The following is a 15,289-nucleotide window of genomic DNA, read 5'->3' on the forward strand; positions in this document are numbered from 1 at the left end:
TGCTGCATGCATGATGCATGGATGGTTTCTGTGCATGGTGCGAGTGAGCGCGATAAGGGCATTCGGTGGATGCCTTGGCACTAGGAGGCGATGAAGGACGTAGCACGCTGCGAAAAGCTGTGGGGAGCCGCGAGCAGGCATTGATCCGCAGATATCCGAATGGGGCAACCCACCCGCAAGGGTATCATCATCTGAATACATAGGATGATGAGGCGAACCCGGGGAACTGAAACATCTCAGTACCTGGAGGAAAAGACATCAAACGAGATTCCGCTAGTAGTGGCGAGCGAACGCGGAACAGGCCAGTAGTTTTTGAAGAAGAAGCAGAAGGATCTGGAAAGGTCCGCCAGAGTGGGTGATAGCCCCGTATGCGTAGTGTCTTTGAAAATTCTTGAGTAGGGCGGGGCACGTGAAACCCTGTCTGAACATGGGGGGACCACCCTCCAAGCCTAAATACTCCCTAGTGACCGATAGTGAACAAGTACCGTGAGGGAAAGGTGAAAAGCACCCCGACGAGGGGAGTGAAATAGACCTGAAACCGAATGCCTACAAGCAGTCGGAGCCTCTTATGGGGTGACGGCGTACCTTTTGTATAATGGGTCAGCGAGTTTCTGTTTGCAGCGAGCTTAAGCCGTTAGGTGTAGGCGTAGCGAAAGCGAGTCTGAATAGGGCGACGAGTTGCTGGCAGAAGACCCGAAACCGAGTGATCTAGCCATGGCCAGGCTGAAGGTGCGGTAACACGCACTGGAGGGCCGAACCCACGCCTGTTGAAAAAGTCGGGGATGAGCTGTGGTTAGGGGTGAAAGGCCAATCAAACTCGGAGATAGCTGGTTCTCCGCGAAATCTATTGAGGTAGACCGTCAGGTGTTGACCCCGGGGGGTAGAGCACTGGATGGGCTAGGGGGGCCCAAAGCCTTACCAAACCCAACCAAACTCCGAATACCCGGAAGTTTAGCCTGGCAGACAGACAGTGGGTGCTAAGGTCCATTGTCGAGAGGGAAACAGCCCAGACCACCAGCTAAGGCCCCTAAATCGTGGCTAAGTGGGAAAGGATGTGGGGATTCCATAACAACCAGGAGGTTGGCTTAGAAGCAGCCATCCTTTAAAGAAAGCGTAATAGCTCACTGGTCTAATAGAAACCCTGCGCCGAAAATGTAACGGGGCTCAAGCCACGTGCCGAAGCTGTGGGTGCATACTATGTATGCGCGGTAGCGGAGCGTTCCGTAGGTCTGTGAAGGAGACGGGGTGACCCTCTCTGGAGATATCGGAAGTGCGAATGCTGACATGAGTAGCGACAAACAGTGCGAGAAACACTGTCGCCGAAAGTCCAAGGGTTCCTGCGCAAGGTTAATCCACGCAGGGTCAGTCGGCCCCTAAGGCGAGGGCGAAAGCCGTAGTCGATGGGAATCAGGCGAATATTCCTGAACCTGCCAGAAGTGACGAATGCAATATGTTGTCAGTCCTTATCGGATTGGACTGGCTTTTGGCGCATTCCAGGAAATAGCTCTGGCATATAGACCGTACCCGAAACCGACACAGGTGGACTGGTAGAGAATACCAAGGCGCTTGAGAGAACGATGCTGAAGGAACTAGGCAAATTACTCGTGTAACTTCGGGATAAGCGAGACCCGTCATTGGGCAACCATTGGCGGGTGGCACAGACCAGGGGGTAGCGACTGTTTAGTAAAAACACAGGACTCTGCGAAGTCGAAAGACGACGTATAGGGTCTGACGCCTGCCCGGTGCCGGAAGGTTAAGAGGAGGTGTGCAAGCACTGAATTGAAGCCCCGGTAAACGGCGGCCGTAACTATAACGGTCCTAAGGTAGCGAAATTCCTTGTCGGGTAAGTTCCGACCTGCACGAATGGCGTAACGACTTCCCCGCTGTCTCCAGCATCGGCTCAGCGAAATTGAATTCCCCGTGAAGATGCGGGGTATCCGCGGTCAGACGGAAAGACCCTATGAACCTTTACTGCAGCTTTGCAGTGGCATCAGAGATAGTCTGTGTAGGATAGGTGGGAGGCTTTGAAGCGGGGGCGCCAGTTCCCGTGGAGCCATCCTTGAAATACCACCCTGTCTCTCTCTGATGTCTAACCGCGACCAGTAAGCCTGGTCCGGGACCCTGCATGGTGGGCAGTTTGACTGGGGCGGTCGCCTCCCAAAGTGTAACGGAGGCGCGCGATGGTGGGCTCAGGCCGGTCGGAAACCGGCTGTCGAGTGCAATGGCATAAGCCCGCCTGACTGCGAGAGTGACAGCTCGAGCAGAGACGAAAGTCGGCCATAGTGATCCGGTGGTCCCGCGTGGAAGGGCCATCGCTCAACGGATAAAAGGTACTCTAGGGATAACAGGCTGATCTCCCCCAAGAGTCCACATCGACGGGGAGGTTTGGCACCTCGATGTCGGCTCATCACATCCTGGGGCTGGAGCAGGTCCCAAGGGTTCGGCTGTTCGCCGATTAAAGTGGTACGTGAGCTGGGTTTAGAACGTCGTGAGACAGTTCGGTCCCTATCTGCCGTGGATGTTGGAGACTTGAGAGGATTTGTCCCTAGTACGAGAGGACCGGGATGAACATACCTCTGGTGCACCGGTTGTCGCGCCAGCGGCACAGCCGGGTAGCTAAGTATGGACGGGATAACCGCTGAAAGCATCTAAGCGGGAAACCCACCTCAAAACTAGGTCTCCCCAAGGGTCGTGGTAGACCACCACGTTAATAGGCCAGATGTGAAAGCGTGGTAACACGTGCAGCTAACTGGTCCTAATCACCCAATAGGCTCACTCCTTCACTGTCCTAACCGACAGACCGTGCACAGAAATCATCCATGCACAACGTCATACACTCACTCTCTCAAAAACCAACCGGTCCACACCACCAAAGGGTGGTCTGGATGACCTGGTGGCTATGGCGGGGCGTGTTCCACCCGATCCCATCCCGAACTCGGCCGTGAAAAACCCCAGCGCCTATGATACTGCGGCTTAAGCCGCGGGAAAGTCGGTCGCCGCCAGGTCTTCCAAACCACCCTATCAATACATCCTCACCCGCGGGGTGGAGCAGCCCGGTAGCTCGTCAGGCTCATAACCTGAAGGCCGCAGGTTCAAATCCTGCCCCCGCAACCAAAATTTCCAAATAAAATCAATTTGTTAGCCCGCTCACAGAGCGGGCTTTCTGCGTTCTGCTCCACGCGCAGGATGCGTATAGGATGCAAACGGGAGTCGTAGTAGGGCGTAAACGGCCCGCGAAATCACAGCTTCACGATCGCGTGATTTTGAGCGGCTGTAGCACCGGGAACGACTTCGGCAGGTAACTGATCTCACCATGTCGAACCATACGGCAGGCTGCTGCCGGGATCATCCCAGATACATCCGCGAAAAGAGGACTTCCCTAAGGTGCCGTGGCACCGGGAATCCTCTCTTTTTTGCTGTCTGGATGAATGCCGATACGGGGGAGGGACGATGACTCCGGTTGGTGCAAGAGGCAGTGTCATCGGGAAGCTATTATGCTGAGAACTCACGTGTCGTCAGCATTCTGTTCGACGACGCAGATGTAGATATTCCTGCTGACCCCGGAGTCAGCAGGAACAGCCCAGATCAGCCGTGACAGGCGCATCCGGCATGGTGGCATCCGGCTCCATCCTTGTGATGCGTCGCGCAGGCTTCGTCACAATAGATGCGACCATCTTTCTCGACGCCGTTGTTAACGCTGACCACGCACACGCAGTCTGGGCAGGCACATTTTACGGATTCAACGGTAACGCTCATGGGTCTTCTCCTTCGGTAATGGCTTCGTCCACGTCATGCGGTTCAGTGACGTGTTCGATCATGTTGGTCAGCATCTGCCGGACATGACAGTCCGGCAGGTCATAGAACACCTGCTTGCCGTGACGTGTGCCTTTGAGCAGACGCGCACTGCGGAGCAGACGGAGATGATGCGACGTCAATGAAGGACTGAGGTCCAGCGTGTCCGCAATATCTCCAACGCTCATGGGCTGAGAGAGGCATGATGCGACAATCCGCAAGCGGTTCGGATCGCCAAGGAGGCGGAACATTTCTCCGAGTTCAGTGGCATGATCAGCAGTCAGCATCGTTATTCCCAAACACATGAACATGTATTCATATATCGGTGTGAGGAGAGGGGTGCAAGCATTTTCGTCATAGGAATGATGGCGGAAAGCCGGAAAGAGGAAATGACGACGCGCGCGCCGCCGCTCACTGTGATGGAGCGAAAACCTGAAGATCAATCGTCACAGGATGGCGTTCCTGTAGCGTGATCCGATGCGTGACGGACACAATTGTTACTGACGGGATATGGTCGCGCAGGAGGTCATAGAGCTGGTTTTCAGAAGCGGCATCAAGATTCGATGTCGATTCATCCAGAAACACCCATGCCGGCTGGTTCAGCAGGACGCGACCAAACATCAGACGTTGCTGCTCTCCCGGCGACAGCCGTTCAGCCCATCTGGCCTCGGTATCCCGATCATCGATCAGGGCCGACAGGCCGACCTGCGCGAGGACGGAGTAAAGACGATCATCGGAAACGGTCTCGGGGGAGCGGGGATAGCATAGGGTGGCGCGCAGGGTTCCAAGAGGAAGGTATGGGCTTTGCGGAACGAACATCATCTCCTCCGCAGGCAGTCGTATTGTGCCGCTGGTGAACGGCCAGACACCGGCGAGCGTGCGTAAAAGAGTCGATTTTCCGAGACCTGATGGCCCTAACAGGACAATATCATGTCCTTTGGGCAATGTTATGTTTACCGACGACAGAAGCACCGAATCATCCGGACGGTATATATCCAGATTATCAGTCACAATGTCGCACACGGTCGGCGTAATGTCGCGCGTGGTTTTCCCGATGCCGACGGACGCACGATCCATCGTGCGCTGGAAAGTGGCCAGACGAGTGACATTGGCCCGCCACTCAGTAAGTGACGCGTAGGAGGACCAGATCCATCCGAGTGCGTCCTCGACGCGGGAAAAAGCCTGCACAAGCTGCATCAGCGTACCGAAGGTGATCTTGCCAGCGAAATAGCGGATTGATCCGACGAGAAGAGCAAAATTTCCTGATAATGTTCCCAGACCATCCGTCAGGAATCCAAGCCATTTGGCGCGTTTCATAATCCCGAGGCAGTTGTCGTAGATGACGTCGAATTTCCCGATCAGAAGACGCTTCTCATGATTGGCCCCATCACTGAGAGCGATGCTGGCCGCGTGATCGCGGATATGAACCAGACTGTACCGGAAGTCGGCTTCCGCTTTCTGCTGGGCGATCCGCAGTGGAATCAGGCGACGACCCGTCAGATGCGTGACGGCCGACGCAAAGAGAGAATAAAGAAGGGCGATCCACAGGAAATAGCCTGGGATACGCACGCCGAATATCGAGATCGCACCTGACAGCACCCAGAGTAGGCCGACATAGCTGAACAAAGTGACAAGCCGTGACACGATGTCGAGGAACTGTGCCAAGGTGTCGCGCACGAAACCGTCGATATCTTCCTGGATGCGCTGATCGGGATTATCGCCAACAGCGGTCAGACCGGTTTCCTCTATGGCAATCCGGAAAGCGACGTTCTGGTCAAGCCACTGACTGACCATACGATGTGTGAGCCAGCGCCGCCAGCGCAGTTGCAGCAATTGTTGCAGGTAGGTGGCGTACACCGCCGCCAGCAGGGTAGGAACGGCGATGATGAAGAAGCCGGGGATCAGCATCGTCGGGGTGCGAACGAACCAGAACAGACCACGCAGGAAGGATGTGACGTCCCGCTGCTGCAGCGCGGTATAGAAAATATTCCGCGAAAACGATTGCAGCACATCCGCTCCCACGAGCAGAAGGGTCAGCCCCAGTACGACGCCAAGCAAACCCCACGCAGACTTTCGTTCATCCGAGGTGAAATAGGGGCGGCTCAGGTACCAGAGATCCGCGAGAGCAGCGCCTAGTCCTCTCATGTGCCAAAGACCTGGGACAGGCGGGAGCGGGAGGCGTCAGCCAGCAGGTTGATGGCCGTTTCCATAGCTATTGTTGGTGCATCCGGGTTTCCATACTCCCGGATGGAGACGGTTCCCGCCTGCGCTTCTTTCTTCCCGACGATCAGCAGTACGGGTACTTTCGCGAGACTGTGTTCACGGATCTTATAGGCAATTTTCTCGTTACGCAGATCGGGTACCACGCGGATGCCAAGCTGGCGGAGTGCTTTGATCAGATCGTCCGCGTAATCGTCTGCGGCGGCGGTGATTGTCGCCACAACGACCTGAACGGGAGCGAGCCAGAAGGGCAGATGGCCGGCATGGTGTTCAAGGAGAATGCCGATGAAACGTTCCAGCGAACCGAACAGGGCGCGGTGCAGCATGACGGGCGGATGCTTGTCCCCATCCGCGCCGACATAATGCGCGTCCAGACGCTGAGGCAGATTGAGATCGACCTGCACGGTACCGCACTGCCAGTCTCGTCCGATTGCATCACGCAGTACGAATTCCAGCTTGGGGCCGTAAAAGGCGCCTTCCCCCGGATTGCGCGTGTAGGAAAGGCCCGAAGCTTCGACCCCGCGCCGTAACGCGTCCTCTGAGCGATCCCAGATCTCGTCCGATCCGACACGTTTTTCGGGCCGGTCGGAGAATTTGATACGGACATCGTTGAAGCCAAAATCTTTATAGATCGAAAGCACGAGATGGCAGATCCGCTGCGTCTCAGCTTCCATCTGCTCCGGCGTGCAGAAAATATGCGCGTCATCCTGCGTAAATGCCCGCACGCGCATGAGGCCATGCAGCGCCCCTGACGGTTCGAAGCGGTGGACCTTGCCGAATTCAGCCATCCGCAGGGGCAGGTCACGATAACTCTTCAGGCCATGACGGAAAACCTGCACACCACCAGGGCAATTCATAGGTTTGAGAGCATAGGTGCGGCCTTCGGTTTCGGTGGTGAACATGTTCTCCCCGAATTTTTCCCAGTGGCCGGAAGCCTGCCAGAGAGACAGATCCATAATGTCGGGCGTATTGATCTCTACATAGTTCTCGTCCTGCTGGCGCGCGCGTAAATAAGCAAGAAGCGCCTGGAACAGTGTCCAGCCGTTTGGATGCCAGAATACTGCTCCCGGTGCTTCAGGCTGGAAATGGAACAGATCCATCTCACGCCCGAGACGGCGATGATCACGGCGTGCCGCTTCTTCCTGGCGCTGCTCCCACGCCGCAAGTTCGTCCGCATCACGACAGGCCGTGCCATGAATCCGCTGTAGCATCGGATTGTTCCGGTCACCTTTCCAGTAGGCACCGGCTGTGCCGAGAAGCCGAAAGGCGTGTCCGATCTGCTCGGTGCTAGCGAGATGTGGCCCCCGGCAGAGATCGACGAAGTTGCCCTGTCGGTAAAAGTTCAGGATAGCATCAGCAGGTAGGGACCGGATGATCTCCGCCTTGTAGGGCTGTCGGTTCTCCTGACACCAGGCAAGTGCGCTCTCACGCGTCCATTCTTCCCGGATGATCGCTTCGTCCCGATCGACAATCTCGTGCATACGGGCTTCGATCCGCACGAGATCATCATCTGTGAAAGGGCGCTCAACAGCGAAGTCATAGAAAAATCCCTGCTCCGTGGCTGGTCCTGTCGCAAGGGCGGTGCCGGGAAAGAGTTCGCTGACGGCCTGCGCCAGAACATGGGCGGTGTCATGCCGGATCAGGGAAAGCGCATCGGCGTCCGACCGGAAAACAGGCTCAGAAGGTCGGTCGCCTGACATGATTGCCGAAAGGTCGGAGAGAGCGCCGTCCACACGCCGGGCGAGAACGTCCTTTGGAGAATGTGATGCGGAACGGGAAGCGATGGTGGTCGATGACATGGGAGAACCTTGACGAAGAAGGGCGATGAGAGGGCAGCGGCTCATTTGGGGGCGCGTGTCGGAAGATCGTTCTGTTGGGGGCGTTGCAACGCGGACGAGAAAGAAGGACACGTACTGCACTGCGCGCAGACGCCCTGCACTTCCATCACCCGGTGCCTGACCTGGAATCCAAGGGTCTCGGCTGCGCTGTCGATCTGCTGGCACGATGACGTGGTTTCCACCGCCTGAGCGGCACCACATCGATCGCAGATACAGTAGACGAGGCGCGACGGATCGCCTGTCCGGATCCGCACGAAGGCATTTCGACTTTCGAGCCGCCCGACGAGCCCGTCAGCGATCAGCTTTTCCAGGGCTCTATAAATTGTAGGCGGGGCAACGCGACGGCGATCCGGATGACTGACACACCGGAGGATATCATAAGCCGATAACGGCAAATCTGTCTTAGTCAGCGCGTCGAGCACATCACTCAGCAAAGAGGTGGTCCGGCCATTTGGGGTATTGGAAACCTGATGGACGCCGCGAGAAGGGTGCGTGACATGTTCTTTCATCGGGAAACCGTATCCATCACAAGGATTGGCCCCGGAATCGCACCGTTTGGGTCACTGGCCGGGAGACGATGGAGGCAGCCAGGTTCGCCTTCAGCAGCTCCCTTGATAAACGCAACGGCGAAAGGCGACAGGGTACTGACGATGCCGCTCTTCGGGTCCTGATTGCTGCACCATTCCGCCCCAGTGCGCCCATAGCCGCAGATCAGCCTGAGCGCATCAGGAGGAAGCTCGAATATTGCATCACTACTGAGGGAGGCCATCAGTCGGATGTGCTGTCGGATGCCTCCCGTCAAAGCAGCGAACAGAGAGGATAGATCCACGACATCCGTCAGAATGACGGGAGGCCAATCCTGAAGCACAGCCGGGGTTGCAAGGTAATCCGCGATCTCCGAAGGCATGCCGGTGAGAGTGAGAGGAGACGGGGAGCCCGACCAGCCTGTGACCGACTTCTCCCAAGCTGCTGGCACCCTGCGGCCCCATACGACCATATCAACATCGGGCCGTTGCAGATCCATCACGACGGCCGCGTGGGAACAGGCGACTACATGGGGTGTGGGACAGCCAAGAGCGGCGTCTTCTGGTGTATCGACTTTCGCTGCGGGCCAACTCTCCATGAACAGCATGACACCGGGACTCTCCTGCGGCGCACGCGCTGACAGGGGCATGTTCATTGAGACGGGATGTTGCTGTGTGGAAGACGGCATGGCTCCAGCGCTTGACGAGAGGTGGGCGATGTTCGTAATGTTATATTATAACATAACATAGTCAATGTCGGGACGAGGGTTGAATGGACACACTGATTGAAACGCCCCGGAAAATGCGGGCACGCCCGACACGGGCTCAGGCAGAAGAAGCCGTACGGACTCTGCTTGCCTGGACTGGTGATGATCCCGATCGCGAGGGGCTGGTCGGCACGCCCGATCGCGTGGTGCGGGCCTATGAGGAGTTTTTCGAGGGGTATCAGGATGATCCGGTTGCTCTTCTGGAGCGGACCTTCGCAGAGACCGGAAACTACAATGAAATGGTGGTACTGCGCGACATCCGGCTGGAATCCCATTGTGAACATCATATCATTCCACTGATTGGTAAGGCGCATGTGGCTTACCTGCCTGACAGGCGGGTGGTCGGCATCAGCAAGCTGGCGCGTCTTGTAGACGTCTTCGCCCATCGCCTTCAGATTCAGGAAAAACTGACAGCCCAGATCGCCGACACGATCCAGAGCGTTCTGCAGCCGCGCGGCGTTGCGGTCGTGATCGACGCGGCGCACCAGTGCATGACCACACGTGGGGTGCATAAGCCGGGCGTGAGCATGGTCACCAGTCGCCTGCTAGGCGAGTTCGAGACCTCGGAACCCTTACGTCGCCAGTTCTTCGCTATGGCGGGAATAGGGGGCGTATGATGGGCGAAGCTCTCCCTTCTGCATCAACAGCGTTCCAACCTCGTGTCTCTATCGAGCAGGTCGAGGAAGGAACCGATCTCGCCCCGCGTTTCGACGTCAGGGGACTGCTGACCGTGGTCACGACGGACGCAGAGAGTGGGGATGTGATGATGGTCGGCGTCATGAACGCCGAGGCGCTCGCCCTCACCATCGAAACCCGCGAGGCGCATTACTGGAGCCGAAGTCGCCAGTGCCTCTGGAGGAAAGGGGCTACGAGCGGGCTGATCCAGCATGTCATCGAAATGCGGATCGACGACGATCAGGACGCGGTCTGGTTGCGCGTGCGCACTGCGGGCACAGGAGCGAACTGCCATGTGGGTTATCGAAGCTGTTTTTACCGGCGTGTCGATCTCCCTGCTGATGAAGTCGTTTCGGCGTCATTGGCTGAACTCGTCTTTTGCGAAACGCACAAGACCTTCGATCCGGTCGTCGTCTATGGCGACGTCCCGAACCCGACGCAGCTCTAGAGGAGAAACACCTATGGACAACAGGCTTCCCGTCACCGTGCTGTCCGGCTTTCTGGGCGCGGGCAAGACGACCCTGCTCAATCATGTTCTGAATAACCGCCAGGGCTATAAGGTCGCGGTCATCGTAAATGACATGAGCGAGGTCAATATCGACGCCGATCTGGTGCGAGAGGGCGGCAGCAATCTGTCGCGCACCGATGAGAAGCTGGTCGAAATGACCAATGGCTGCATCTGCTGCACCCTGCGCGATGATCTGTTGCAGGAAGTGCGGCGGCTCGCGGAGGAGCGGAAATTCGATTATCTGCTCATTGAATCCACAGGCATCGCAGAACCGCTGCCTGTCGCTGCGACGTTCGAATTCCGTGACGAGAATGATGTCAGCCTGAGCGATATCGCACGGCTGGATACGATGGTGACCGTCGTGGACGCGGTCAATCTCCTGCGCGACTATTCCTCCAGCGACTTCCTGAAGGATCGGGGCGAAACAGCCGGGGAGGACGACGAGCGCGCTCTGGTCGATCTGCTTGTCCAGCAGATCGAGTTTGCCGATGTCGTGGTCATCAACAAAGTCTCCACCGCCACGCCGGATCAGGTGGACGCGGCGCGGAAGATCATTCGTGCGCTGAATGCGGACGCCGACATCATTGAGACCGATATGGGACGGGTTCCTGTTGAACGGATCCTGAATACCGGTCGCTTCGATTACGACAAGGCGCACCAGCATCCGTTGTGGTTCAAGGAACTTTACGGGTTTGCCAATCATGTTCCTGAAACAGACGAATATGGCATCCGCAATTTCGTCTACCGGGCGCGGCGTCCGTTCGAGCCCGCGAAATTCCAGGCCTTTCTTGACCGGAACTGGCCGGGTGTCGTGCGCGCCAAAGGTCATTTCTGGCTGGCCACGCGCCCGGACTGGGTAGGAGAAATGAGTCAGGCCGGAGCCCTTGTGCGGAGCGAAGCAATGGGGTTGTGGTGGGCCGCGATACCGAAAAACCAGTGGCCGGACAGCGATCAGTGGCGGGATTTTGTTCTGGGGAACTGGGATTCCGTCTATGGCGACCGGCGGCAGGAAATCGTCTTCATCGGCACGGCGGAGATGGATGAAGCAAGACTGTGCCGGGATCTTGACGCCTGTCTTGTGCCGGATCTTGGAGATACTCCTTTCGAGCCGTCACGCTACGCACGACTGCCCGATCCTTTTCCGGTCTGGCGTCGCCAGTCGGAAAGTCTTGAACCGGCCTGATCGCGCAATCACACGTCATTCCTAAGGACTCTATTTCCATGAAAACCCGAGCTGCCATTGCGTGGGAACCTAACATGCCGCTTGAGATCGATCTGGTTGATCTCGAAGGCCCGAAAGACGGTGAGGTTCTGGTTCGTATCGTGACCACGAGCCTGTGTCATACAGATATGTTCACCCTGTCAGGGCATGATCCGGAAGGACGCTTTCCGTGTATTCTCGGCCACGAAGGGGTGGGTATCGTCGAGGATGTGGGCAAAGGCGTGACCTCTGTTGCCCCGGGGGATCATGTCATTCCGCTCTATATTCCCGAAGACCCGAACTGCCCGATGATCCGCTCGGGCAAGACCAATCTTTGCTCGACCATCCGCGAGACACAGGCGCTCGGGCTGATGCCCGACGGCACCAGCCGTTTTTCATACAAGGGCCGCCAGATCTTTCATTACATGGGCACCAGCACGTTCAGCGAATACACCGTGTTGCCCGAAATTGCTGTGGCGAAGATCACCAAAGATGCGCCGCTTGCCAAAGCCAGCGTCATGGGGTGCGCCGTCCCGACAGGCATGGGCGCCGTGCGGAACGCCGCGAAGGTGGAAGCGGGCTCGACCGTGGCTGTCTTTGGTCTCGGCGCGATCGGTATGGCTGTTATACAGGGCGCTGTCATGGCTGGCGCTTCCCGGATCATCGGCATCGACACCAATCCGGCGAAGTTTCTGCTGGCCCGAAATCTGGGTGCCACCGATCTTGTTAATCCGACCGATCATACCGATCCGATCCAGAAGGTGATCATCGAGATGACGGGTGGCGGGGTGGATTATTCCTTCGAGGCGATCGGTCGCGTCGATGTCATGCGCGCGGCCCTTGAGTGCTGCCATAAAGGCTGGGGTGAATGCACGGTCATCGGTGTTGCCGGGGCTGGCGAGGAGATCTCGACGCGGCCTTTCCAGTTGATCACGGGGCGCGTCTGGCGGGGCACGGCTTTTGGGGGCGTAAAAGGGCGTTCGCAGTTACCCGGCATGGTCGATGAATGGCTTGCGGGCAAGTTCAGCGTTGATCCCTACATCACCCACAACATGACGCATGACCGGATCAATACGGCATTTGATCTTCTTCATCGGGGAGAGGCCATTCGCTCTGTCATGCACTATCAGCCGGGCGAAACCCTGTCGAATGACCTGCCCGGCGAAATTCTGGCCGATCTTTAAGGAGACGAAACGTGGCTATGCTGAGACCCAATCCGCGTGGTGATTTCCCCGTAGTTTCTGAAAGCGCCTTTGTCGACCCGACCGCGATCCTTTGCGGTCATGTGATTGTCGAGGACGATGTCTTCATCGGCCCCTATGCCGTTATTCGTGCCGATGAAGCCGATGAAAATGGCCATGTCGAGCCCATCCGGATCGGGAGTGGATCGAACATTCAGGATGGTGTTGTCATCCACTCGAAAGATGGTGCGGCCGTGACAATCGGATCGCGCACTTCAATCGCCCATCGCTCGATCATTCACGGTCCCTGCACCGTGGGAGACGAGGTATTCATCGGATTCAATTCCGTGATCTTCAACTGCACGGTCGAGCGTGGTTGTGTGGTGAGGCACAACTCCGTTGTCGAGGACTGCGTGTTGCCAACGGGTTTTTACATTCCGTCCACAACGACGATTCATTCGAATACGGATCTGCTGACGATCCCGCAGGTCACGCAGGATGCGACCGCATTTTCTGAAAGCGTCGCGGAGATGAACGTCAGTCTGGCGCGGTCCTATCGACGCATTGCAAACGAACTCTAGCCCCTCCGAACAAGCGAGGCGTTTGAGCAGGTCGGCATGCGTGGTTCTGGTGCTCATGTCCGGGCAACTGGTGTCACCGGGATACGCACAGGAAAAGGAGTTACCTGCTGCAGTGCGGCAGGTGATTCCTGATGATTGTGTCCATTACCGTCTGAACCCGTCCGGCCGTCTTGCCTTTCGGGTCTGGTCCTTGCCGCCTGCGAGTGACGGACACCGTATATGGCTTCTTCCTTGCTCGGTTACTCCTGCCAACACGACGCAGGTGGTCGTCTGGGAAGATCGGACGGGCCACGCGGAGTTACTGATGTTTCGACGTTGGGATCAGGATGTGTGGTCTTCGACGCCTTACCTGTTCAATGTGACCTATGACGAACGAACGGGTGTTTTGACCTCCTTGTACAGGGAGGATGCCTTGGGCGATTGCGGCACATGGACGGTCTGGCGTGCCGACTGGGGCCACTTCATCATGCGAAGCCTGGAAGCCAAGACGGTATGTGATGGACATGAAGGTCCATACCGTCTGATTTATTCTTCAGAAGGAGATCATCCGTCATGACGCAGACAGGCGACGGCCAGAAGAATGCTCACCCTCTGCGGCTCACGAACACACTGTCTGGCAGCAAGCAGATTTTCGTACCGCGTGATCCGAACCGGGTCACGATGTATGTCTGTGGACCGACCGTCTATAACTACGCCCATCTTGGGAATGCGCGTTCGGCTGTAGTTTTCGATCTGCTGTATCGTATTTTACGACACTCCTACGGATGTGTCCTGTACGCCCGTAATTTCACCGATGTCGACGATAAGATCAACGCCGAGGCGGTCCGCACGGGGCAACCGATCGGGGCGATCACCGATCGGTTTATCAGTGCCTATCATGCTGACATGGCGGCTCTCGGTGTTCTGCGGCCAGATTTCGAGCCGCGTGTGACGGAGCACCTCTCCGACATCATCGCCCTGATCGACCGGTTACTTGAAGCAGGTCATGCCTATCAGGCGGCGGGACATGTTCTGTTCCACGTCCCGTCCTTCGCCGATTATGGCCGACTGTCGGGGCGGAGCCGCGAGGATGTCATTGCGGGAGCGAGAGTGGAGGTTGCGCCGTTCAAACGTGACCCGGCCGATTTTGTTCTATGGAAGCCGTCCTCGGATGACGCGCCGGGCTGGGAAAGTCCGTGGGGGCGGGGACGGCCTGGATGGCATATTGAATGCTCCGTAATGACGGAGCATTGTCTCGGTCTGCCGATCGATCTTCATGGCGGCGGTCAGGATCTGATTTTTCCGCATCATGAAAATGAGATCGCACAGAGTGTGAGCGCGCGAAACGGTGCTGCTTATTGCGATTTTTGGGTGCATAATGGCTTCGTTACCGTTGACGGGCGCAAAATGTCGAAGTCTCTCGGAAATGTTGTTCTCGCGCACGATCTTCTGAAACGCCACGATGGTCAGACGATCCGCCTTGCTCTTCTGTCCGCCCATTACCGCCAGCCCCTAGACTGGTCAGATAAACTTCTGACAGGGTCAGGTCGTGCGCTTTCACGTCTGAAGCGTCTGCTGGCGGACACAGTTGCGCCGGATGATGGGGATGCGGTGGAGGCGATCAGCCACAATCCTGTTGTCCTGGCCCTGGAAGACGATCTCAATACGCCGATGGCGCTCAGCGGGCTTTTCGGGATTGCCCGCAAACTTCGCCACACTGACCCCGGCGAGAAACGCTCTCGGTTGAGACATGAACTCGTTGCCGCGTTATCACTGCTGGGCCTCGACCTCGAGAACGACGGTTTGGAAATCAGACGTCATGGGATCAATGCAACACATGATGCGGTCGTGGCGGATATGGTGGCGCAACGTGATGCGGCGCGTCGTCGGAAAGATTATGAAGAAGCGGATCGTCTACGCGCTGCGTTGCAGGTGCAGGGTGTCGCCCTCGACGACACGCACGAAGAGACGCGGTGGGTGATGACTCGGCCTTCTTCTGATTACCCCTGAAAGTCTTACCTGC

At 57.2% G+C, this 15,289-nt stretch carries 13 protein-coding genes, 1 tRNA gene and 2 rRNA genes; 10 read left to right on the top strand and 6 right to left on the bottom strand.

Features of this window, described 5'->3' with window-relative positions; translation table 11 throughout:
* Positions 1 to 41: 41 nt before the first annotated feature.
* The 3 genes from FLP30_RS10565 (at position 42) to FLP30_RS10575 (ending at position 3,114) form a co-directional block, all read left to right on the top strand.
* Positions 42 to 2,780: ribosomal RNA gene (locus tag FLP30_RS10565) — 23S ribosomal RNA — on the top strand.
* 109 nt (positions 2,781 to 2,889) lie between these two features.
* A 5S ribosomal RNA gene (gene rrf / locus FLP30_RS10570) occupies positions 2,890 to 3,005 on the top strand.
* A 32-nt stretch (positions 3,006 to 3,037) separates the two neighbouring features.
* Positions 3,038 to 3,114 (top strand) — tRNA-Met (locus FLP30_RS10575).
* 471 nt (positions 3,115 to 3,585) lie between these two features.
* On the opposite strand, the gene FLP30_RS14375 is transcribed toward FLP30_RS10575, so the two are convergent.
* The 6 genes from FLP30_RS14375 to FLP30_RS10605 form a co-directional block, all read right to left on the bottom strand.
* Positions 3,586 to 3,756 (bottom strand): metallothionein, encoded by a 171-nt coding sequence (locus tag FLP30_RS14375; RefSeq protein ID WP_075624995.1) that lies wholly within the window; start codon positions 3,754 to 3,756, stop codon positions 3,586 to 3,588.
* A complete protein-coding gene (locus FLP30_RS10585; RefSeq protein WP_338028476.1) occupies positions 3,753 to 4,043 on the bottom strand; it encodes an ArsR/SmtB family transcription factor in 291 nt (96 codons plus the stop codon). Before FLP30_RS10585 ends, FLP30_RS14375 begins: the two co-directional genes overlap by 4 nt.
* 160 nt (positions 4,044 to 4,203) lie before the next feature.
* Positions 4,204 to 5,937 carry an ABC transporter ATP-binding protein/permease gene (locus FLP30_RS10590; RefSeq protein ID WP_149279791.1) on the bottom strand — a complete coding sequence of 578 codons (1,734 nt, stop codon included), beginning with the start codon at positions 5,935 to 5,937 and terminating at the stop codon, positions 4,204 to 4,206.
* Positions 5,934 to 7,856: a threonine--tRNA ligase gene (gene thrS, locus FLP30_RS10595; RefSeq protein ID WP_149279792.1), complete on the bottom strand. Its 1,923-nt coding sequence runs from the start codon at positions 7,854 to 7,856 to the stop codon at positions 5,934 to 5,936. The genes FLP30_RS10590 and thrS overlap by 4 nt, the downstream gene beginning before the upstream one ends.
* A complete protein-coding gene (locus FLP30_RS10600) occupies positions 7,853 to 8,359 on the bottom strand; it encodes a Fur family transcriptional regulator (protein ID WP_149279793.1) in 507 nt (168 codons plus the stop codon). Before FLP30_RS10600 ends, thrS begins: the two co-directional genes overlap by 4 nt.
* Entirely contained in the window at positions 8,356 to 8,982 is a 627-nt protein-coding gene (locus tag FLP30_RS10605) for a DUF1826 domain-containing protein (protein WP_168200088.1), read from the bottom strand. Before FLP30_RS10605 ends, FLP30_RS10600 begins: the two co-directional genes overlap by 4 nt.
* Before the next feature lie 164 nt (positions 8,983 to 9,146).
* On the opposite strand from FLP30_RS10605, the gene folE reads away from it, so the two are divergent.
* The 7 genes from folE to cysS are packed head-to-tail and all read left to right on the top strand — an operon-like array spanning position 9,147 to position 15,276.
* Positions 9,147 to 9,758: a GTP cyclohydrolase I FolE gene (gene folE, locus FLP30_RS10610; RefSeq protein ID WP_149279795.1), complete on the top strand. Its 612-nt coding sequence runs from the start codon at positions 9,147 to 9,149 to the stop codon at positions 9,756 to 9,758.
* Positions 9,755 to 10,264: a phosphoribosyl-AMP cyclohydrolase gene (hisI, locus tag FLP30_RS10615; protein WP_149279796.1), complete on the top strand. Its 510-nt coding sequence runs from the start codon at positions 9,755 to 9,757 to the stop codon at positions 10,262 to 10,264. Before folE ends, hisI begins: the two co-directional genes overlap by 4 nt.
* Positions 10,265 to 10,277: 13 nt before the next feature.
* Positions 10,278 to 11,507: a zinc metallochaperone GTPase ZigA gene (gene zigA, locus FLP30_RS10620; protein WP_149279797.1), complete on the top strand. Its 1,230-nt coding sequence runs from the start codon at positions 10,278 to 10,280 to the stop codon at positions 11,505 to 11,507.
* 38 nt (positions 11,508 to 11,545) lie between these two features.
* The gene (locus FLP30_RS10625; RefSeq protein ID WP_089179076.1) at positions 11,546 to 12,709 is read left to right on the top strand and encodes an S-(hydroxymethyl)glutathione dehydrogenase/class III alcohol dehydrogenase; all 1,164 of its coding nucleotides are present in this window, start codon (positions 11,546 to 11,548) and stop codon (positions 12,707 to 12,709) included.
* Positions 12,710 to 12,726: 17 nt separating this feature from the next.
* Positions 12,727 to 13,287 carry an LbetaH domain-containing protein gene (locus FLP30_RS10630; RefSeq protein ID WP_075624989.1) on the top strand — a complete coding sequence of 187 codons (561 nt, stop codon included), beginning with the start codon at positions 12,727 to 12,729 and terminating at the stop codon, positions 13,285 to 13,287.
* A 40-nt stretch (positions 13,288 to 13,327) separates the two neighbouring features.
* Positions 13,328 to 13,843: a DUF1176 domain-containing protein gene (locus tag FLP30_RS10635; RefSeq protein ID WP_123809133.1), complete on the top strand. Its 516-nt coding sequence runs from the start codon at positions 13,328 to 13,330 to the stop codon at positions 13,841 to 13,843.
* Positions 13,840 to 15,276: a cysteine--tRNA ligase gene (gene cysS / locus FLP30_RS10640; protein ID WP_149279798.1), complete on the top strand. Its 1,437-nt coding sequence runs from the start codon at positions 13,840 to 13,842 to the stop codon at positions 15,274 to 15,276. The genes FLP30_RS10635 and cysS overlap by 4 nt, the downstream gene beginning before the upstream one ends.
* Positions 15,277 to 15,289 lie beyond the last annotated feature (13 nt).

It is taken from the genome of Acetobacter vaccinii (assembly GCF_008365315.1).
GTDB lineage: Bacteria > Pseudomonadota > Alphaproteobacteria > Acetobacterales > Acetobacteraceae > Acetobacter > Acetobacter vaccinii.

Bases quoted from the DNA above. Each gene is read 5' to 3' on its own strand.
- FLP30_RS10585 (WP_338028476.1), bottom strand. From the start codon at position 4,043: ATGTTCCGCCTCCTTGGCGATCCGAACCGCTTGCGGATTGTCGCATCA.
- FLP30_RS14375 (WP_075624995.1), bottom strand. From the start codon at position 3,756: ATGAGCGTTACCGTTGAATCCGTAAAATGTGCCTGCCCAGACTGCGTG.
- zigA (WP_149279797.1), top strand. From the start codon at position 10,278: ATGGACAACAGGCTTCCCGTCACCGTGCTGTCCGGCTTTCTGGGCGCG.
- FLP30_RS10590 (WP_149279791.1), bottom strand. From the start codon at position 5,937: ATGAGAGGACTAGGCGCTGCTCTCGCGGATCTCTGGTACCTGAGCCGC.
- FLP30_RS10630 (WP_075624989.1), top strand. From the start codon at position 12,727: ATGCTGAGACCCAATCCGCGTGGTGATTTCCCCGTAGTTTCTGAAAGC.
- FLP30_RS10625 (WP_089179076.1), top strand. From the start codon at position 11,546: ATGAAAACCCGAGCTGCCATTGCGTGGGAACCTAACATGCCGCTTGAG.
- folE (WP_149279795.1), top strand. From the start codon at position 9,147: ATGGACACACTGATTGAAACGCCCCGGAAAATGCGGGCACGCCCGACA.
- FLP30_RS10600 (WP_149279793.1), bottom strand. From the start codon at position 8,359: ATGAAAGAACATGTCACGCACCCTTCTCGCGGCGTCCATCAGGTTTCC.
- FLP30_RS10605 (WP_168200088.1), bottom strand. From the start codon at position 8,982: ATGCTGTTCATGGAGAGTTGGCCCGCAGCGAAAGTCGATACACCAGAA.
- cysS (WP_149279798.1), top strand. From the start codon at position 13,840: ATGACGCAGACAGGCGACGGCCAGAAGAATGCTCACCCTCTGCGGCTC.
- thrS (WP_149279792.1), bottom strand. From the start codon at position 7,856: ATGAGCCGCTGCCCTCTCATCGCCCTTCTTCGTCAAGGTTCTCCCATG.
- hisI (WP_149279796.1), top strand. From the start codon at position 9,755: ATGATGGGCGAAGCTCTCCCTTCTGCATCAACAGCGTTCCAACCTCGT.